At 42.4% G+C, this 20,048-nt stretch carries 21 protein-coding genes and 1 pseudogene; 2 read left to right on the forward strand and 20 right to left on the reverse strand.

Translation table 11 applies throughout. The annotated features are described in order from the left end of the window. Nucleotides 1–35: 35 nt before the first annotated feature. From HMPREF0849_RS03400 to HMPREF0849_RS03440, 9 genes are all read right to left on the reverse strand, one after another. Entirely contained in the window at nucleotides 36–1,703 is a 1,668-nt protein-coding gene (locus HMPREF0849_RS03400; RefSeq protein WP_000036679.1) for a DAK2 domain-containing protein, read from the reverse strand. Between the two features lie 2 nt (nucleotides 1,704–1,705). Then, nucleotides 1,706–2,071 (reverse strand): Asp23/Gls24 family envelope stress response protein, encoded by a 366-nt coding sequence (locus tag HMPREF0849_RS03405; RefSeq protein ID WP_000216434.1) that lies wholly within the window; start codon nucleotides 2,069–2,071, stop codon nucleotides 1,706–1,708. Between the two features lie 152 nt (nucleotides 2,072–2,223). Further along, on the reverse strand, nucleotides 2,224–2,412 hold the full coding sequence (rpmB, locus tag HMPREF0849_RS03410) for a 50S ribosomal protein L28 (RefSeq protein ID WP_001140948.1): 189 nt from the start codon (nucleotides 2,410–2,412) through the stop codon (nucleotides 2,224–2,226). 104 nt (nucleotides 2,413–2,516) lie between these two features. Then, complete coding sequence (locus tag HMPREF0849_RS03415) at nucleotides 2,517–3,191, reverse strand: hypothetical protein (RefSeq protein WP_000725758.1); 675 nt, start codon at nucleotides 3,189–3,191, stop codon at nucleotides 2,517–2,519. A gap of 5 nt (nucleotides 3,192–3,196) precedes the next feature. Beyond that, nucleotides 3,197–3,643, reverse strand: a complete 447-nt coding sequence (locus HMPREF0849_RS03420) for a LytTR family DNA-binding domain-containing protein (protein ID WP_000776592.1) — start codon at nucleotides 3,641–3,643, stop codon at nucleotides 3,197–3,199. A gap of 113 nt (nucleotides 3,644–3,756) precedes the next feature. Beyond that, entirely contained in the window at nucleotides 3,757–4,260 is a 504-nt protein-coding gene (locus HMPREF0849_RS03425; RefSeq protein WP_000800952.1) for a phosphatase PAP2 family protein, read from the reverse strand. A 96-nt stretch (nucleotides 4,261–4,356) separates the two neighbouring features. After that, nucleotides 4,357–6,117 carry an ABC transporter ATP-binding protein gene (locus tag HMPREF0849_RS03430; RefSeq protein ID WP_000428390.1) on the reverse strand — a complete coding sequence of 587 codons (1,761 nt, stop codon included), beginning with the start codon at nucleotides 6,115–6,117 and terminating at the stop codon, nucleotides 4,357–4,359. Continuing rightward, entirely contained in the window at nucleotides 6,107–7,876 is a 1,770-nt protein-coding gene (locus tag HMPREF0849_RS03435) for an ABC transporter ATP-binding protein (RefSeq protein WP_000731805.1), read from the reverse strand. The genes HMPREF0849_RS03430 and HMPREF0849_RS03435 overlap by 11 nt, the downstream gene beginning before the upstream one ends. After that, a complete protein-coding gene (locus tag HMPREF0849_RS03440; RefSeq protein ID WP_000360519.1) occupies nucleotides 7,860–8,321 on the reverse strand; it encodes a MarR family winged helix-turn-helix transcriptional regulator in 462 nt (153 codons plus the stop codon). Before HMPREF0849_RS03440 ends, HMPREF0849_RS03435 begins: the two co-directional genes overlap by 17 nt. Nucleotides 8,322–8,512: 191 nt before the next feature. Here HMPREF0849_RS03440 and HMPREF0849_RS03445 point away from each other — a divergent pair, with 191 nt between their 5' ends. Further along, nucleotides 8,513–9,217 (forward strand): CD20-like domain-containing protein, encoded by a 705-nt coding sequence (locus HMPREF0849_RS03445; protein ID WP_000675583.1) that lies wholly within the window; start codon nucleotides 8,513–8,515, stop codon nucleotides 9,215–9,217. Nucleotides 9,218–9,265: 48 nt separating this feature from the next. On the opposite strand, the gene HMPREF0849_RS03450 is transcribed toward HMPREF0849_RS03445, so the two are convergent. Both HMPREF0849_RS03450 and HMPREF0849_RS03455 read right to left on the reverse strand, forming a co-directional pair. Continuing rightward, complete coding sequence (locus HMPREF0849_RS03450) at nucleotides 9,266–9,982, reverse strand: YebC/PmpR family DNA-binding transcriptional regulator (protein WP_000532890.1); 717 nt, start codon at nucleotides 9,980–9,982, stop codon at nucleotides 9,266–9,268. A gap of 96 nt (nucleotides 9,983–10,078) precedes the next feature. Beyond that, complete coding sequence (locus HMPREF0849_RS03455) at nucleotides 10,079–11,449, reverse strand: MATE family efflux transporter (RefSeq protein ID WP_009013566.1); 1,371 nt, start codon at nucleotides 11,447–11,449, stop codon at nucleotides 10,079–10,081. Between the two features lie 109 nt (nucleotides 11,450–11,558). On the opposite strand from HMPREF0849_RS03455, the gene HMPREF0849_RS03460 reads away from it, so the two are divergent. Further along, a complete protein-coding gene (locus tag HMPREF0849_RS03460) occupies nucleotides 11,559–12,113 on the forward strand; it encodes a GNAT family N-acetyltransferase (protein WP_000060283.1) in 555 nt (184 codons plus the stop codon). A 129-nt stretch (nucleotides 12,114–12,242) separates the two neighbouring features. Here the strand turns inward: HMPREF0849_RS03460 and HMPREF0849_RS03465 are convergent, their stop codons facing one another. From HMPREF0849_RS03465 to HMPREF0849_RS03505, 9 genes and pseudogenes are all read right to left on the reverse strand, one after another. Next, entirely contained in the window at nucleotides 12,243–12,437 is a 195-nt protein-coding gene (locus HMPREF0849_RS03465; protein WP_000415528.1) for a PspC domain-containing protein, read from the reverse strand. Nucleotides 12,438–12,606: 169 nt separating this feature from the next. Then, nucleotides 12,607–13,758 (reverse strand): recombinase RecA, encoded by a 1,152-nt coding sequence (gene recA, locus HMPREF0849_RS03470; protein ID WP_001085518.1) that lies wholly within the window; start codon nucleotides 13,756–13,758, stop codon nucleotides 12,607–12,609. A gap of 54 nt (nucleotides 13,759–13,812) precedes the next feature. Beyond that, nucleotides 13,813–15,069 (reverse strand): competence/damage-inducible protein A, encoded by a 1,257-nt coding sequence (locus tag HMPREF0849_RS03475; RefSeq protein WP_000642677.1) that lies wholly within the window; start codon nucleotides 15,067–15,069, stop codon nucleotides 13,813–13,815. A 72-nt stretch (nucleotides 15,070–15,141) separates the two neighbouring features. Then, nucleotides 15,142–16,182: a glycopolymer--peptidoglycan transferase LytR gene (gene lytR / locus HMPREF0849_RS03480; RefSeq protein ID WP_000592175.1), complete on the reverse strand. Its 1,041-nt coding sequence runs from the start codon at nucleotides 16,180–16,182 to the stop codon at nucleotides 15,142–15,144. A 4-nt stretch (nucleotides 16,183–16,186) separates the two neighbouring features. After that, nucleotides 16,187–16,708, reverse strand: coding sequence for a GNAT family N-acetyltransferase (locus HMPREF0849_RS03485; RefSeq protein ID WP_000455515.1), 522 nt, complete (start codon nucleotides 16,706–16,708; stop codon nucleotides 16,187–16,189). Further along, nucleotides 16,698–17,141, reverse strand: coding sequence for a tRNA (adenosine(37)-N6)-threonylcarbamoyltransferase complex ATPase subunit type 1 TsaE (gene tsaE / locus HMPREF0849_RS03490; protein WP_000556959.1), 444 nt, complete (start codon nucleotides 17,139–17,141; stop codon nucleotides 16,698–16,700). The genes HMPREF0849_RS03485 and tsaE overlap by 11 nt, the downstream gene beginning before the upstream one ends. An 83-nt stretch (nucleotides 17,142–17,224) precedes the next feature. Beyond that, nucleotides 17,225–17,848, reverse strand: a complete 624-nt coding sequence (locus tag HMPREF0849_RS03495) for a hypothetical protein (protein WP_000240906.1) — start codon at nucleotides 17,846–17,848, stop codon at nucleotides 17,225–17,227. Between the two features lie 134 nt (nucleotides 17,849–17,982). After that, on the reverse strand, nucleotides 17,983–18,402 hold the full coding sequence (ndk, locus tag HMPREF0849_RS03500; protein ID WP_000438282.1) for a nucleoside-diphosphate kinase: 420 nt from the start codon (nucleotides 18,400–18,402) through the stop codon (nucleotides 17,983–17,985). Between the two features lie 109 nt (nucleotides 18,403–18,511). Next, nucleotides 18,512–20,048 (reverse strand): annotated as a pseudogene (locus HMPREF0849_RS03505) (DNA-directed RNA polymerase subunit beta'); the annotation flags it as partial.

Raw genomic sequence — 20,048 nt, forward strand, 5'->3', positions numbered from 1 at the left:
CTGTAAAATCAACTTTCTTTTTTATCTATTAAATTTTATTCCACACTGAAAAGATATGGATATACGGGTTGTTGACCTTGGTGAATCTCTACTTCAACATCTTCAAATTCTTCTGCGATTTCTTGGGCAATTTCATTGGCAAGTTCTTCGCTTCCGTCTTCTCCGACATAGAAAGTCACGATTTCACTGTATTCGTCCAACATATGCTTCAAAGTTTCAGTCAAGGTTTGGTGCATGTCAGGATTTGACACGAGGATTTTCCCATCTACCATACCAAGATTGTCATTTTCATGAATTGCTAATCCATCGATAGTTGTATCACGAACGGCAGTTGTTACACTACCGCTGATGACATCACCAAGGGCTGCAGTCATGCGTTCTTTGTTTTCTTCGATTGATTTGCTTGGATCAAAGGCAAGAAGACTGGTCAATCCTTGAGGAATTGTACGTGCTTCTACCACAACAGCTGGTTGTTCAAGCACTTCAGCCGCAGACTGAGCTGCCATAAAGATATTTTTGTTGTTTGGCAAGAAGATAATGTTGCGAGCATTGACCTGTTCAACAGCCTTGATAAAGTCTTCTGTTGAAGGGTTCATCGTCTGACCACCTTCGATGACATAATCCACACCTTGGGCACGGAAGATATCTGCTAAACCTTGACCAGCTACTACTGCGATAAGGGCATACTCTTTTGTTTCAGCAGGCTTGTTGCCTTGACTTGCTTCTTTTTCAACTTGCGCCTCGTGTTGGTTACGCATGTTGTCCACTTTTACCTTGATCAAGCTACCATATTTGAGACCTTCTTGCATGACAAGACCTGGATCTTCTGTATGGACGTGAACTTTGACGATCTCATCATCGTTGACAACAAGGAGTGAGTCGCCTAAGTCATTCAAGTAGTTACGGAATTCATCATAGTCAAAGTCCTTAGAATAAGTTGGACCTTGTTTGAGGGCTACCATGATCTCTGTACAGTAACCGAAGGTAATATCCTCAGTTGCCACATGCCCTGCTACAGACTTGTGGTGCTCTGCATTGATCATTTCACTCATGTTAGCAGGAGTCGCTACAAAGTCTTCAGAAGCACTGTATTCACCAGTAAGAGCTGAAAGGAATCCTTCGTAGATGAAGACCAAACCTTGACCACCTGAGTCTACCACACCAACTTCCTTAAGGACTGGAAGCATTTCTGGTGTCTTAGCCAAAGCTGCTTTCGCGCCTTCCAAGGCTGCACGCATGACCTCAACAGCATCATCTGTCTCCTCGGCTTTTTTCTTAGCCCCAATAGCCGCTCCACGAGAAACAGTCAAAATGGTCCCTTCAACTGGTTTCATAACCGCTTTATAAGCTACTTCGACACCGGATTGGAAGGCAAGAGCCAAGTCTTGACCTGTTAATTCATCTTTTTCCTTGATAGCCTGAGAGAAGCCACGGAAGAGCTGAGAAGTGATAACCCCTGAGTTCCCACGCGCACCCATCAAGAGACCTTTAGCAAGAATGCTCGCTACTTCTCCAACAGTAGAAGCAGGCTTGTCTGCTACTTCTTTGGCACCATTTTCAATGGTCATTCCCATGTTTGTCCCAGTATCTCCATCTGGAACTGGAAAGACGTTCAATGAATTGACATATTCTGCTTGCTTATTCAAACGAGTTGATGCAGCCTGCACCATCTCTTGGAATAAACTGGTAGTAATTTTTGACACGATTATTCTCCTACAACTTTGATATTTTGAATGTAGACATTCACAGTCTGAGCAGTAATTCCTAGTTGATTTTCTAAACTAAAACGAACACGCTCTTGAATGTTTTTTGACACTTCGCTTATCTTTACTCCGTAGCTCAATACGGTATAAACATCAACTGCAATGCTACCATCTTCGGCTGCTTTTATAACAACACCCTTAGAATAATTTTCCTTACCAAGAAGGGCTTGGAAATTGTCTTTGAGGGCATTTTTACTAGCCATACCGACCACACCAAAAATCTCAGTTGCGGCACCACCTACTACGGTTGCAATCACTTCATCTGTCAGTTCGATTTGACCATCTTTTGTATTAATTTTTACAGTCATTTTTTTTACCTCAACTAGTTGATACTCTATTTTATCATATTTCAGCCCAAGTGTAAAAGCAGAATGCTGTATCGGCGGATATTTACTCTATTTTTCAAATGGTTTTATCCTTAGAGCAAAAGAAAAAGACCAGTTAGGTCTTTTCATTTTTATTAAACGCGTTCAACTTTACCTGATTTTAAAGCACGAGCTGAAGCCCAAACTTTTTTAGGTTTACCATCGATAAGAACAGTAACTTTTTGAAGGTTTGGTTTTACGGCACGTTTTGTTTGGTTCATCGCGTGTGAACGGTTGTTTCCTGATACAGTCTTACGACCTGTAAAGTAACATACTTTAGCCATTGTGTTTTCCTCCTATTAGATCTAATATAGCGGATGTGCTAGCACCACATACCGTACTATGTTATCACACTTTCTTGAATTTATCAAGAGCCTAAACTATTTTTTTATTTAACGTAAACAACTCCAAGTTTACCAAAAGCGACTTCCCCACGGATAATCAAGGTTTTGTTTGTTGGCGCTACAGGAACATCTGCCTTAGCTGCACCAAAGGAGGTTTCTACTTTCAAATCGACACGCCAGTGTTGTGGAACATAGACGGTTGCATTACCAAAAGCAACTTCGATATTCAGAGTGGCAAAATCACCTAACATCTCTGCATTGTCATAATAGATTTTTGCGTCCCCAAAAGCGACTTCTACTTGGTCATCTACAAGATCTTGATCTTGCTTATAGAAGGTTCCACTGCCAAAAGCGACTTCCTTATCCGTGACGACTGTTTTTTTCCCATCATACCACCATTTTTTCTCATTCCAGAACTTACTTGAATGCGTCAGATAACCAACACCGAGCACCACCAAGATGCTAGCCCAGATGAGAGAATGATTGGTAACTGGTAACAAGTCATAAGCGTAATTTGCAATGATGAGCGCTAATAACCCTGTAAAAACTGCCGAAGTGAGATGACGTCTAAGGATAGACTCAATGGACTTATAAGCAAAAAAGGCGATACCTAGTAAAGGCCATATCTTGCCATCCAAAGAAGGAATTCCAAAATTCCCTTGCAGCAAGATCCAGGTTGCTAAAACCAATAAAACAATACCAAATGCTTTCTTTTTCATGTTTTTTACCTCATGTTTCTTAGATTTTCTTTTAGGAGGGATTGGTAATGCCGTGAGACATGAACCTCCTTGTGCGTCTGATAGAAGGAAATGGTGCCCGTTCCTGAAAAGGACTTGTCCACTGAGTAAATCTGACGGATGTTTGCGATTGTTGACTTGGAAACTCGACTAAAATAGCGGGGTAAGATGGACTCCAACTCATAGAGCTTGAGGCGAACTTCATAGGCTTCCTTCTGGGTATGAGCGTAAATCTTGCTCCCTTCTGTCTCAAAGAAGAGGATTTCCGATAGGTCTAGATAATATTCACCTGTCCCCTTGTAAAAAGTCAACCTCGGAGCCTTTGACTCTTGCAAGAGTCGTTGCAAATCTGCAATTTCATCTGTCAAAGTGGGGGTCTTGATGACAATTTCAGTTTCCTCTAAATTGCCGTCAATCTCAATTCGTAACTTCATCACATCTCCTTTCTGACTCTACTATATCAAAGCTAAGTTAGGAATACAAGGGCAAAAAAGCAAGTGGTCAATATGAAGCAGTAAGTGGTTGTAGGACTAGCTTAACTTACATATCAGAATAGGAAGAAAAGGAATCCCCACACCAGACCACAAGCATAGCCAGCGATGACATCCTTGGGATAATGTACACCCCCTAAAACCCTCACCAAGCCCAGCAAAGCTGAGAAGAGCAAACATACTAAGCCAACAGGTAGACTAGCATGCAGACAGGCCATGGAGATCATAGTTGCCGAAAAAACATGGCGACTGGGCATCGACTGTCCCGAACTATCCTTTTCAAGCAGGGGACAGATATCCCAAGTTTCATAAGGCCGCGGGTGGTTGATTTTCTTACGAAACAGGGACAAAATCACAAAACCTGATGCAGGAATAAGCACATAAACCCCAACCTGCTGACCCAATCCTAGTTGCAGGTAAGTGGTGACTAGCAAGATCAGATAGACCAAGGGCATGGCGACTGTCATCAAGCGATTAAAACTGCGTAACAGAAATAGAAGGGTGGGATAGCTGGTGAGCCTGGAACTGATATTTCGATACCATTCTTGATAATTTTTCATTAAATTTCTCATTCATTACCTTGTTTTCGTCTACAGGTGAGACGTTTGTCTTCTAGTATAGTGCAGAAAAAGAAGGCCGTCAAGCCTTCTTTTGATTTATTCTTCTGCTTGGTCTTCTGTAAATTGACTATTGTACAAGTCAGCGTAGAAGCCACCTTGCGCCATCAGCTCCTCATGGTTTCCTTGTTCGATGATATTGCCATCTTTCATGACAAGAATCAAGTCGGCATTACGAATAGTTGACAAGCGGTGGGCGATGACAAAGGAGGTTCTACCCTCCATCAAACGGTCCATGGCTTTTTGAATCAACTCCTCTGTACGTGTGTCAACTGAGGATGTCGCTTCATCCAAAATCAAGAGCGGTGCATCCTTCAGCAGAGCACGAGCAATGGTTAAGAGTTGTTTTTGTCCGACAGACAGGGTAACTGTATCGTCCAAGACGGTATCGTAGCCGTCTGGTAAGGTCATGATAAAGTGATGGATTCCCACAGCCTTACTAGCTTCCATCATTCGCTCATCGCTGATACCTGTCTGATTATAGATCAAATTCTCTCGAATCGTTCCTTCAAAGAGCCAGGTATCCTGCAAGACCATTGAAAAGGCATCGTGTACTTCCGAACGCTTCATATCCTTGGTATCCACACCATCGATGCGGATACTTCCCTTATCTATCTCATAGAACTTCATCAAAAGATTGACAATGGTTGTCTTACCAGCCCCAGTCGGTCCAACAATCGCGACCTTCTGACCTGCATGAGCTGTCGCAGAAAAGTCATGGATGATGGTGCGCTCTGGTGTATAGCCAAAGGACACGTGATCAAAAACCACTTCCCCTTTCATGTTGTTCAATTGTCTGTCCTTATGAGATTCATCTTGCATCTCTGCTTCAGCCAAAAATTCTAATACACGAGTCATGGCTGCACTCGCTTGTTGCAGGCTCGTAATCCCTTGGGCAATCTGTGACAGGGGTTGAGAGAAGGTCCGTACGTAAACCATAAAGGCTACAATAATCCCTATCGTGATATGCCCTTCTAACGCCAGCGCGGCCCCAACGATGATGACTAAGACATAACTAAAGTTCCCAACAAAGAACATGGCTGGCATCATGATACCAGAGATAAACTGAGATTTCCAGATACTATCATGCAAGTCTTGGTTTAAATCAGCAAATCTCGCTTTGGAGGTATCCACTGCGTTATAGCTGGTCACTACATTATGGCCAGAGTACATTTCTTCTACATAACCATTGACGGCTGCTAGATTATTTTGTTGGGCTTTAAAATAACCCTGTGACTTGGCCATGATTACGGAAACCGCTGCAAAACCAACAAGGGTTGATACAACGGTTACCAATGCCAAAATCCAGTTCATCCCAAACATGGTCACCAAGACAGCAATCAACAAGAAACTAGCTGAAAGAACTGTCCCTAAACTTTGGTTGAGAGATTGCGCTGCTGTATCCACATCATTGGTCACGCGCGAAAGGGTATCTCCTTGTGAATGACGGTCAAAATAGCCAAGTGGCAAACGATTGATTTTTTCAGCGATTGCTGTCCGCAAGCGTTTTGAAAAATGCTGAATGCTCGTTGAAAAGATATAGGCCTGTGTATAGTTAAGGATGGCGCCAAATACATAGAGAATCACTAAAAAGCTAGCAATGTTTGACACAGCTACCAAGTCGATTTCTGTAGCCAAACCATCTGAAATCAAGTTAGTAATTTCTTTAATCTTAGTTGGACCATAAACGGTAATGATACTTGAAATGACTGCAGCCACAACTGCTATTAGGAGAGGAAGTTGGAGGCCTGCCATATAAGGTTTGCACTGTTTCCAGACCGACACTTTTTTATTTTCCATGTTCCAATTCCTCCTTCGATAGTTGTGAGTAGGCAATTTCTTGGTAGACTTCGTTGGTTGCAAGAAGTTCCTTGTGGGTGCCTTGTCCCACGACTTTACCTTGATCCAAAACTAAGATCAGGTCGGCGTCCATAATGGTAGAAATCCGTTGCGCTACGATGAGCTTGGTCATGGATTTTGTTTTCTCAGCTAGCTCTTGGCGAAGGACACGATCTGTCTTGTAGTCCAAGGCTGAGAAAGAGTCATCAAAGATGAGAATCTCTGGTTTACGAGCCAAGGCACGCGCAATGGCCAAACGCTGTCTTTGACCTCCTGAGAAGTTGGTTCCCCCTTGGGCTACTTCTGATGCAAGACCTGCTTCCTTGTCCTCAATAAATGCTTTAGACTGGGCCAATTCAAGAGCTTGCCACATAGCAGCCTCGCTTAGAGGAGTTTCTTTGCTCTTACCAAAGTCTAAGTTCTCCTTGACATCTCCAGAAAAGAGTACAGCTTTTTGTGGAATATAGCCGACCTTATTGCGCAAATCTTCCAAATTGTAATCTTGTACATTGACACCATCAACTAGGATTTGTCCATCTGAAACATCGTAAAAACGTGGCAAGAGGTTGACTAGGGTGGACTTACCTGATCCAGTCGATCCGATAAAGGCTACGGTTTGACCCGCTTCTACTTTGAAAGTGACATGTTCCACGACTGCTTCAGAGTTTTTAGAGTAGCGGAAAGTCACATCACGGAATTCCACTTGTCCTTGAACTGAAGGATCCGCTGTCTGTGCATGACTAGGATTTTCAATAGAAGAATGCAGATCCAATACTTGATTGATACGCCCTGCCGAAACCAAGGTACGAGGAAGAACGATAAAGAGTGCTCCCATGAGAAGGAAGCCCATCACGACCTGCATAGCATAGGACATGAAGACCACCATATCACTAAAGAGGGGCAGACGTTCTGCCAAACTTGCGTCGTTGATGATATAGGCACCAATCCAGTAAATGGCTAAACTTAGTCCACTGGAAATTGCCATCATAATGGGGTTCATAATCGCCATCAATCGATTGACAAAGAGATTGAGACGTGTTACCTCATCGTTGGCTGCTTCAAATTTCTTATCTTGGTAATCTTCCGCATTGTATGCACGAACAACTCGAATCCCAGTCAAACTTTCACGAGTGATGCTATTGAGTTTATCTGTCAATTTTTGGATGACCGATTGTTTTGGAAAGGCCAGAGTCATGAGAACGGTAGTCATCAAGACATTGACAATAACAGCCACAACGACCGCCCAGAGCCAGTATTCCGATTTTCCAAGGATTTTTCCAATGGCCCAGATAGCCATAATTGGCCCACGAGTCACTACCTGTAATCCCATGGTAAAGAGCATCTGTACCTGGGTAATATCATTGGTCGTCCGAGTCAAGAGACTTGGGATTGAAAAGCGTTTGATTTCTGTCTGCGAAAAATCTAAAACACGATGAAATACGTCTCTACGTAGATGGGTTGTATAGGATGCTGCAACACGAGCAGCAAAGAAACCAACCATAACAGATGAAAAGAAAGCCAATAAAGACAAACCAATCATCTTCGCAGCTGGTGACCAGAGTTCACCCAACTGCGTTCCAGACGTTCCCAGTAATTCTGTAATTTGCGAAATATAAGTCGGCACCTCTAACTCGAGATAGACCGAGAAACAAGTGAACAGAATCGTAAGGACGATCATTCCCCACTCTTTTCCTGTAATACGTTTAGCGAGTTTCTTCATTCTCTCCTCCTATCTTCTCAACATTTTCTTGCAATTGCCCGAGTACCTTTTCAAAGATTGCCAAGTCTGACTTTGAAACCCCCTCTAGTAGGCTCTGATCAATCCGATCAAAAAAAGCCTTAACTTCTTGCATCTGCGAACGCGATTTCTCCGTCAGGCGAACAAATTTTGCCCGCTTATCGCTCGGACTCGCTTCTAACTCAACCAAACCATTTTGCACCATACGCTTGACTAGATTACTCGCCACAGATTTGGTAATATTGAGTTCCTGCTCGATATCCTTAATCAAGATCAGTTCCTCTTCTTGTTCACAATGATCTAAAAAACGCAGAACCTGCCCTTGCGGTCCACCCATAAATTCAATGCCACATCGCTTAGCTTCTTTCTGTACCATCAGATGAACCTGGTGTCCAAAACGTTTGAACATTAACATCGGCTTGTCCATGATTGCTCCTTTCTTACGATAAATATAGTTCTCACAAGAACTATATAAGTTTCCATGAGAACTATTTTATCATTTTCAGAAAAGATGTCAAGAAAAAGTTTCCAAGAGAACTATTTTAGTTTAAATTGACATTAGGCACTATTTTTTCTATAATAAGCACTAACTACTGTGGATAGAAATCCATTCACTCGATGAAGGGAGAAAACTTTCAAATGAAACCAGAAGAACAAAGAGTTTTAGGAATCTTAGCAACCATTTTTGGAGCCATCGCACTTTTAGGATCTTGGATCCCATTTATTAACTATCTATCGTTTTTCATCGCCATTGTTGCATTTATCTTGGGGATTATCGGTCTTATCGTCAACCTCAAAAAACGGAAAACAATGGCCATTATCGGAACATCCCTTGCAGTTGCTTCAGTTGTACTTTTCTTTACGACCCAGGTACTGTACGCTAATGTCTACAAAGAGTTTGTCAGGGAGTTTAACCGTTCCTATAGAGAGGCAAGTTCCTCAATGGAACGCGAAGAAGAAAGCGACTTGACAGATGATAGCGCCTATCCCATCCCAGAGGAGGAAGAAGACGATAACTTCACTTGGACCCAAGAACAGTTCGACGCCTTAATCGAAGGTGACCTTGACAACAAAGGAAAAGGTGGTACCAACTACAAGGATATTATCAAAAAACACGGACTACCAGACTCCGAATTTGACTCCACTATCGGAGGTTATAATACGAGAAAAATCACCTATATCTCCATTGGAGACAAGATCAAGACCGTTACCTTAACTTTTGCAAAAGATGACAATGGGCGACTCCTGCTCGTCCAAAAACATGCAGTCGGTCTAGGTCTAGGAAAAAGCAAGCAACAAAACGATTCTGAAAGCAGAGTCTGAGCTCCAATATAAAAAGCGAACAGCTAGTAGGTCTGTTCGCTTTTTATATTAGAATCCATCCACATTGGTATAGATCTTTTGTACATCTTCGTCGTCTTCAAGGACGCTGTAAAGTTTTTCAAAAGTTTCAAGGTCATCGCCTGACAATTCCACTTCTGACTGAGGAATCATCTCAAGTTCTGTCACTTGGAATTCTTCAATGCCTGACTCACGAAGGGCAACGATAGCCTTGTGAAGGTCAGTTGGAGCTGTGTAAACAGTGATTGTTCCTTCTTCAGCTTCGACATCATCCACATCCACATCAGCTTCAAGCAAGAGTTCAAAGATAGCATCCGCATCTTCACCAGCAAATACGATCACACCCTTGTTGTCAAAGAGGTAAGAAACTGAACCAGAAGCACCCATGTTTCCACCATTCTTACCAAAGGCTGCACGGACATTGGCCGCGGTACGGTTGACGTTTGACGTCAAGGTATCAACGATCAGCATAGAACCATTTGGTCCAAATCCTTCGTAACGTCCTTCTGTAAAGGTTTCGTCTGTGTTTCCTTTTGCTTTATCAATCGCTTTATCGATAACGTGTTTTGGCACTTGGGCTTGTTTAGCACGGTCGATAACGAATTTCAAAGCAGTGTTTGATTCTGGATCCGGATCACCTTTTTTAGCTGCTACATAGATTTCTACACCAAATTTTGCATATACTTTAGAGTTAGCTCCATCTTTAGCCGTTTTCTTGGCTACGATATTGGCCCATTTACGTCCCATTAGGAATCTCCTTTTTTCACATTTTAATCTTTCTTATTATAACACAAGTTTTTTCGATTTTCACTAGAGGAAATGGATTTTGTTCAGCAAACCCAGCTAGTATTGTCCTTTGGCTGCCAAGATTGCCTTGCCTTCTTTTATCAGGGGATGGCGGAAAAGTGAAAAGTACAGTTGTGTAGTCATGGCAACCCAGATAAGGGGTTCACAAAGGATAACCCCCCTATAGCCTGCCCAAGGGATAATCAAAACCACAAAAACGATTTTCCCGATGAGTTCTATAAAGCTGGAAACTAGAGGAAGGACTTTCTGCCCCAAGCCCTGCAAGCAATTACGATAAATCAGCAAGAGGCTCAAAATCGGATAAAAGACTGAACTGATTTGCAGGTAGAGGCTACCATTTTCTACCAAGTAAGTATCTGTCGAACTGGCCAAGAAAGAAACCAAACTAGGACTGGCAAAAAAGAGGAAGATACAAACAAAACCTGCCCAGGACATGCTCAGGCGACTCCCAATACCAAGTCCTTGAACAATGCGGTCTGGTCGCTTGGCCCCGAGATTTTGAGAGGCAAAGGTCGTCATAGCAGAAGAAATAGCAGTCATCGGAAGGAGAGCAAAGGCCATAATCCGTCGAGCTGCTGTTTGTGCACTAATAATCACAGCTCCAAAAGTATTGACAGAAGACTGTAAAATCACGCTACCAATGGACACAATCGAACTCATCAGACCCATGGCCAAACCTTGTTCTAAAAGATCCGCGTACAAGGCCTTGTTCCATTTAAAATGCTTGAGTTGAGGGAGCAGTTCTGGAACACTCTTGCGGATATAATAAAAGCAGAGAACCGCTGATAAGCCTTGAGAGATAATGGTAGCAAGGCCCGCAGATTGAACTCCCAGATGCAGTTGCGTAATAAAATACAAATCTAGAACCACATTAACCAAAGCAGAAAAAATCAGAAATCCAAGAGCTGCTAGACTGTCTCCAATGGATCGCAACAAGCCTGCAAAAAGATTATAGGCAAAGCTGACACCTACACAGGTCACAATCATAGAAATATATTGATAGGATTGAGGAAGGATTTCTGCAGGGGTATCTAAATATTGCAAGAGTGGATACAGACCGACAAATCCCATCAGCATGATCACAATGCTCAAAAGAACACCTAAAATCCAAGTTGCTGCTACTGCTTCCTTGATTTTAGTGAAATTACGAGCCCCATAATAGCGGGCAATGACGATCCCCATCCCATTGCCAACACCAAGCGTAAAACCTATAATCAAATCAAAAATGGCAGTTGTCGCCCCTACTGCAGCCAAAGAATCTTGACCAAGAAAACGCCCAACAATCAAGACGTCAGCTGTATTATAGAGTTGTTGGAAAATATTTGACAGCAAGATTGGAAAGGCAAAGCTTAACAGCGCAGGAAGAATAGGACCATGTATCAAGTCCACGGATCGTTTCTTATTCATAAAGCTATTATATCAGCTTTCTAATGGAGCGACAAGACTCTGTCACTAAGTTTGCAATCAATTGCTTACAGAGAAACAATTTGCTATAATCAAGAAAAGGAGGTCATTTATGAGTTTGACCAGTCAATTAATTACCGATGTATTTCCTGATCTTGATAAGGTTGAGAAGCTAAACAAGGAAGCATTCCCCGAGGAAGAACGAGTTCCTCTGTCAGAGTTTTTACGCTATCAGGACCGAGAAGACGCCCACTTTTTTGCTTTTTATAACCAAGAAGAGTTTGTCGGCTTTGCTTTTGCCATCTCCAATCCAAAGGCCTTCTATATCAGTTTTTTTGCCATTATGCCCCACTTGAGAAGCCACGGGTATGGAAAGGAAATCATCGAAAAGCTGACTGATTTTTACCAGCGAACCATGTTATTGGAAGTCGAGCGATTGGATGAAGAATGCGATAACTTGGAGCAGAGGAAGGCTAGAATGGACTTCTATCGCCAAAATGGCTTTAAATCAGCCAACGCTTTTCTAGAGTACGATGGTTTGAGTTTTGAAATTCTCTACCGAGGCGACTATTTTGACGAAGAGGCCTATCGCGACATCTTCCAAAAGTTACAAAATGAACATTATTTTGACTTTCATATAGAGTATCGTCGTTTTAGTGACCATTAAACAGGACTTATCCATCTAGTGAAGAACCTCTCTTTTTCGATAGAAGCTACATATAAAAATGCATGCAATCTACGATTACATGCATTTTTTATTTTCAACTGATCAGAATAAACTTTTATTCTCTATGGTTTAAGCTTCTGCATTGCCTTCTGGAAGAAGGAAGTAGAGAACAGCATAAGCTAAGATTCCAGAACCACCAAGTAGGGTGAAGATGATCCAAAGTGCACGAACAAGTGTGTGGTCCATGTTAAAGTAGTCACCGATACCTGCACAAACACCAGCAATCTTTTTGTCTTGTACGTTACGAACAAGGCGTTTTTCCATTATAGTAGTCTCCTTTTTATAGAATGATTTAATTTTATCATCAAATTAAAAAAATTGCAACAGTTTTTTTAATTTTTTTGATTAAATACTCTTTTATTACGCTTTTGAAGCTTATGGAGAATTAATAATTAAACATAAAAAGCAGAGAAGGACTTCTCCGCTTTTATTTTTAATCTTCAATTTCGATTTCAAGTCCGTCGCCTAGGTCAAGCGTTACTTCTTGGTTAGGTGCTAAATCTTCCGCAACAGTGGTAGGAGTTGTCCCTTCTTCATCTTCAATCAAGCCATATTGAACACGGACTTGATGGTCAATGGCATCAAAGATTTCTGGGTGATCCGCCAAGTATTTCTTAGCATTTTCAGATCCTTGTCCGATTTTTTCACCCTTGTAAGAGTACCATGCTCCCGCTTTTTGGATGATATCGAGATCACTTGCAATCTTCAAGAGCTCACCAGTCTTAGAAATCCCTTCTCCGTACATGATTTCAACAAAGGCTTCCTTAAATGGTGGAGCCACCTTGTTTTTCACGACCTTGATCTTGGTTTCCTTACCGACATTGGTATCTTTTTGGTCACCAGTTCCTTTGATTTGTGTGCTTCCACGAACATCCAAACGGACTGAAGCATAAAATTTCAGAGCACGTCCACCTGGAGTTGTTTCTGGGTTTCCAAACATGACTCCAACTTTTTCACGCAATTGGTTGATAAAGATAGCAATTGTTTTGGTCTTATTGATCGAAGCACCAAGTTTACGCATGGCCTGGCTCATCATACGAGCTTGCAAACCAACGTGGCTGTCTCCAATATCCCCATCGATTTCTGCACGAGGCACAAGGGCCGCAACTGAGTCAATAACGACAAGGTCAACTGCACCTGAGTCAATCAATTTCCCTGCAATTTCAAGACCTTGCTCACCTGAGTCTGGTTGTGATAAGAGCAATTCGTCAATGTTCACACCAAGGGCTGCTGCATAGGCTGGATCAAGAGCATGTTCTGCATCGATAAAGGCTGCAATACCACCTTCTTTCTGTGCTTGCGCAACAGCGTGAAGGGCAACTGTTGTCTTACCAGATGATTCTGGTCCATAGATTTCGATGATACGTCCTTTAGGATAACCACCTGAACCAAGAGCAATGTCCAGAGCCAAGGAGCCTGAGCTCATCACTTGCACCTTTTGCTCGGCACGCTCGCCCAAACGCATGATCGAGCCTTTACCGAAATCTTTCTCAATCAATTTAAGAGCATCGTTCAATGCTTTTTCGCGGTCTGCTCCAAATTTTTTCCCAATTTCATCTAATTTTTTTGTTGGTTTTTTCGCCATTTTGTTCTCCTATATTCTACTGGTCCTTAGACCTATCTTTCATTATACCAAAATTTAGTCACTTAATAAAGCCTTGCGAACTAGGTTAAAGGCATGCATGACCGCAATATGTCGAACATCTGCTCGACTCCGTCCTGCTATATTGGCCTTGATCACCTCTGTCCCTTTGGCATGTGCCAGTCCAATAAAAACTGTACCAGCTGGATGACCCTCTAGGCTATCTGGCCCAGCTACACCTGTCAGACTGACACCATAATCAGACTGAGTCTTGATCCGTGCCTGCTCTGCCATTTTTCGAGCCGTAAACTCAGAAACGACCCCGTGTTCTTTTAGCTCTTGCTCGTAAATATCCAACATCTTAGACTTTTCTTCTAGGCTGTAAGTGACAAAACCGCCATTAAAGATGGCTGAAACGCCCGAAAAGTCTGCTAATGTCGCTTGAAAGAGACCTGCCGTCAAGCTTTCTGCCGCAGTAATGCTTTTCTGTCTCTTCTTTAGCTCTTCTACAACGACACTTGCGAGACTGGTTTCTTCCCCATATCCATAACAGATGTCTCGTAAAAAAATTCCCTCAAAAGTTTGGCGACTCAAGATTTGATTTTCTAGGATGTCCAGTGCTTGATCAGCCTTTTCTTGACTGACTGCTTTTGTAGACAAACGCAAGGTCACTTCTCCCGTCTTGGCATACGGCGCCAAAGTCGGATCGGTTTGATAGTCAATCAAATCCGCCAAAATGGTCACCAACTGACTCTCCCCAATTCCAAAGAAACGGAGCACTCGTGAGAATAACTTGGTACCAGTCATTAACTTGGGTAAGAGTTGATTTAAGACCATGGGTTTCAACTCACTTGGTGGTCCTGGAAGGACCACGTAGGTCACGCCATCCACTTCCGACACCCCTCCGACTGCTAAACCTGTTTCATTTGGCAGTGGAGTTGCCCCTTCTACAATTTGGGCTTGGCGCTCATTATTCGGTGTCCGAGCATAGTCAGGTCTATGAGCAAAGAAGATATCCAGTTTCTCTTGCGCTTGAGGGTCAAACACTAGATTTTTTCCTAAAAATTTTGCCAGAGTTTGTTTGGTCAAATCATCCTCAGTTGGTCCCAAGCCCCCTGTCAAAATCACAAGATTGCTACGTTGACTCGCAATCTCCAGCAAGGACAAAAGACGAGCTTCATTATCTCCAACAGCTGTTTGGAAGTAGACATCTACCCCGATTTCGGCTAGTTTCTCTGATAAAAACTGAGCATTGGTATTGACAATCTGCCCTGTTAAAATTTCTGTTCCAACAGCAATAATTTCTGCTTTCATGTTTCCTCCTACTTATCTATTCGAATTTTTTTGAAAAAATCGCAGGAAATTTCCCACGATTTGATTCTTTTCTTATTCTGCTTCTTCGTTTGAAGCGTTCGTACTGGTTGAAGGCGCTGTCCGACCAAAGGCTGTTTCGTACAGTACCGCATTGGTTTCCAATTCTGTCACTGGCTCTTTACCTAGTGAACTACGCAAGAGATTTTGCATTTCGAGCATATGTTCTGAAGTGACAATCTGATAAGAAATTCCCTGTAGCTCAGCATCTTCCCCACGCAATTGATGCGTTTCGATATTCTTGAAGGAATCTTGATAGCCGAGCAATTGTGGAATGCTCTTAGCTGACAAGTCCACATTGGTCTGCATGTTATCACTCAAAGCTTTGAGGATCCCTTGATAATGGCTCACACTGTTTAGGCTCAAAACCTTCTCAACGATTTTTTGAATGACTTCACGTTGACGTTTTTGACGACCATAGTCTCCTTCTGGGTCTTGGTAACGCATCCGTGAATACACCAGAGCTTCCTCACCATTCAAGGTTTGTTCTCCAACACCGATGGAAATCTTATTAAACTCCTCTTGGTCAGCAATCGAAATTGGGAAACCAAGTGTATTGTTGACGGTGATCCCACCAACTGCATCCACCAATTGTTGAAGCCCCTGCATGTTAACCATCACATAGCGGTCAATGTGGATATTCATCATCTTTTGAATAGTAGAAATTGCAAGTTCTGCACCACCATTAGCATAGGCCGCATTGAGTTTGGCTTCCTGAACTTGACCGTTTCCAGTCTCAATCTTGGTCAAAATATCCCGTTCCAAACTCATCATTGTGGTTTTCTTTGTTTTGGGATTAACCGTCAGGAGAATCATGGAATCACTATTTCCCGCCCACGGGTCTGTACGTTCCACATTTCCCGTATCTACCCCCATCAAGAGGATAGTCAGAGGCTCCGTCGCTTCGATAACATTGGTTTCTTCCCCGATTTTTTTGTAAGTCTTTTTACTTAGGGTTTCTGTTCCCTGTTGGTAGATGGTATAGCCATAAACCGCTACACCTAAAACTGTTACTGCTAGGAAGCCTAGCACCATTCCAATTAATTTTTTAATCATCTCGTTATTCATTTATCAGCTTGCCCATAAGACAAACATCTAAAAATATCCCTTCTGCTAAATAGGCTCCTCTTTCTTGTAAGCCTTCTGTGATGAATCCCATTTTTGAATAGAGGTGGATCGCAGCCTCGTTTCGTTTTTGTACACTGAGTTGCAAACGGCACAAGACACCACTGGATTTAGCCCACTCGATGCCTTCTTCTAGAAGTATAGTCGCCAAGCCTTGGTTCCAGAATTTCTTTCGAACTGCTAGAAAAACATCACCGATATGTCGAACTCTTAAATGTTGGTCTGCTGTGATATTTAAGACTCCTGCAATCTCATCATTCAGTAAGGCGAGGAGAGTAATTTGATTCTCTGATGCAGCTTGTTTTTCGATAAAAAGAGCCATTTCAGAATCTGTCATCATGATACCATTTTCATCCAAGCTAGTAAAATCTGTCTCTTGACCGACACAATCTAAAAATGCAATTAAGGCTGTAGCATCTGAAATCTCTGCCTCACGAATACACAACTCATACTCCATCTTGAAGCTCCTTGATGAGTTGTTCAGCCCGAGAGCCATGAGCTGTAAAATGAAGACAACGACCCTCAGCTTCTTTCAAAATTTCCAACTCCAAGTAAGAATCTGGTAAATCTTCACCCAAAAGATGCCCCCACTCAATAACAGTCACACCACCACCGAAGAGAAACTCATCCAAGTCAATAGAATCAGCATCACCTTCGATACGGTAGACATCCAAGTGGTAAAGTGGCAAACGCCCTTCGTACTCTCTGACAATGGTATAGGTTGGACTTTTAATCATTTGACGGATATCCAAGCCCTTAGCAAGGCCCTTTGTAAAGGTTGTTTTACCCGCACCCAACTCTCCAGTCAAGATCAGAACATCGTCTTTTTGAAGCAAATGACCTAATCTTTCTCCGAGAGCTAGAAGCTCTTCTTCATTTTTTGTGTGCATGCTACTATTATACCAAAAAGTTTTCTTTTGTGTGAATTTTCTTTATGGACTTACTATAACAATTTTGAAAAATTCTCCTCCACTTAAAAGAATACAACTATTGAAAAAACAAACAAGATATCCCGAATCAGGTGTCCATAAAAGGAGATTTCCCTTTGAATACATTTTGGAAAAAGGAAACGTGCGCATAGAAAACCAACACTGATATAAAGGAGAATCGAGGAAATCACTATGGGGTTCCTCAAGAAAACCATCGTAGCTAGAACGGAAATGACGACTGTTTTCTTTTTATTTAGGTGATTTTCTATATCGCGAAAAATTTTATCAAAAGGTAAGAAAATCAATAGATCTACTCCTAGCAAGAAAAAGAAGGAGGGTAAAAAGAGGTCAACCAATTCCTGCTGCAATTTGCTAGTGGTTTGGATGCTTTCTGAGAGAACCAGACAGGTTGCCAGAAGATTGACTACTAAAAGGAGGCAATAAACAAGGCTCACTTTCTTTTGAACATGTAAAATACTATGTCTAGACTGGTCTGCTGTATGGAAATAATTTATCCCAGCACAAAGAACAGAAATTCCTACTATCAAAATCAAAAAATAAGCATTGGTCTGTTTTAAAGATAAAAAGGATTCTTTCCATAATAGACAACTACTAAAACTAATCTGGATGACTGCAATCAACAACAATAGGCGAATTGATTTTACCATTTCTTTTCCCTCCCTATATGGGATTATACCTTGTGAGGAGTTTGAAATGATAGTTTCCGCCTCAAATGTCCTTTTTTTGTGCTCAACTGACCAAAAAACAGCTCTGTTGTGAACAGAACTGTTCTTTTACCAGTCTAATCCTTAAACCAGAGAGCAATTTCACGTTTTGCAGAAGCTTCCGAATCGGAGCCATGAACTACATTTTGAATAGCTTGATTGTCTCCTGCTGCTTTAGCAAAATCTCCTCGGATAGTTCCTGGCAGAGCTTCTTCTGGACGAGTAGCACCCATCATGGTCCGCCAAGTTTCAATCACTTTCGGACCTGATAGAATGCCCACCACTACTGGTCCTGAGGTCATAAACTGACGGATAGGAGGATAAAAACTTTTTTCAACCAAGTCTTGATAGTGCTGGTCAATCAAATCTTCTGAAACGGTTGAACGTAACTCTAATTTTTCGAGTTTGAAACCTCGTTGTTCCATTCTTTGCAGAATTTCGCCAACCAACCCTCTTTTCACACCATCTGGCTTAATGATAAAGAATGTTTGTTCCATATGGACACCTCCTTGGCATTTTAGTTCTTCTATTCTACCATACTTTATGAAAAAGTGGGAAAATTTTCTGAAATAAAACAAGAGAACCCAAAGGTTCTCTTGTTTGCTTTTATTCTACTGTTTCTTCAACTTGGATTTCCACAACTTCCTCTACAGGAGCAAGTTCTGCCTCTTCTTGTTCTGGAGCCAGATATTCTGCTTCATTGATAGCTTGTGGTTCAAGGTTACGGTAGCGAGCCATACCAGTACCAGCTGGGATGATCTTACCGATGATAACATTTTCCTTGAGTCCAAGGAGATGATCTTTCTTACCACGGATGGCTGCATCTGTAAGGACACGAGTTGTTTCCTGGAAGGAAGCCGCTGACAAGAAACTATTGGTTTCAAGTGAGGCTTTGGTGATTCCCATAAGAACTGGGCGACCAGTCGCTGGAACTCCACCTGCGATAAGAACATCCTTGTTAGCATCTGTAAAGTCGTTGATGTCCATGAGAGTACCCATAAGAAGGTCTGTGTCACCTGGATCCATGACACGAACTTTACGGATCATTTGACGAACCATTACCTCGATGTGTTTGTCACCGATTTCTACCCCTTGGCTACGGTAAACTTTTTGTACTTCACCGAGAAGGTAAGTTTCAACTGACAAGACATCACGAACAGCAAGGAGACGTTTTGGTTGGATAGAACCTTCTGTCAATGCCGCACCGCGAGAGACTTGGTCTCCAACTTCGACACGCATACGTGCTGTAAATGGTACCACGTACTCACCTTCGCCAGTTTCACCCTTAACGAAGACTTTCTTGGTACGAGTTGACGCATCTTCTTCGATAGCTGTAACTTGTCCTTTGACCTCTGTGATGACCGCTTCCCCTTTAGGATTGCGGGCTTCAAAGATTTCTTGGACACGAGGAAGACCCTGAGTGATATCGGTATTTGAGGCAACCCCACCCGTGTGGAAGGTACGCATTGTAAGCTGTGTACCAGGTTCCCCGATAGATTGGGCAGCAATTGTACCAACTGCTTCACCAACTTCAACCGCATCACCAGTCGCCAAGTTGATACCGTAACAGTGACGGCAGACACCATGACGAGTGTTACATGTAAATACAGAGCGGATAGTAACTTCTTCCACACCAGCTTTGACAATTTCACGCGCCTTGTCTTCTGTAATCAACTCATTTGGACCGATGATCACTGCACCAGTTTCTGGATGTTTAACAGTTTTCTTAGTATAACGACCATTGAGACGTTCTTCGAGAGACTCGATCATCTCTTTTCCTTCTGCGATAGAACGGATCAAGAGACCACGGTCTGTTCCACAGTCGTCCTCACGGATGATAACGTCTTGGGCAACGTCAACCAAACGACGAGTCAAGTAACCTGAGTCGGCTGTCTTAAGGGCCGTATCGGTCATACCTTTACGGGCACCATGAGTTGAGAAGAACATTTCGAGTACTGACAAACCTTCGCGGAAGTTTGAAAGGATTGGCAATTCCATGATACGTCCATTCGGAGCGGCCATCAGACCACGCATACCGGCAAGCTGTGAGAAGTTTGAGATGTTACCACGGGCTCCAGAGTCCATCATCATAACGATTGGGTTCTTAGGATCTTGGTTGGCAACCAAACGTTTCTCCAATTTT

The sequence above is a fragment of the Streptococcus sp. C300 genome (assembly GCF_000187645.1).
In the GTDB taxonomy this organism is placed as follows: domain Bacteria; phylum Bacillota; class Bacilli; order Lactobacillales; family Streptococcaceae; genus Streptococcus; species Streptococcus oralis_CQ.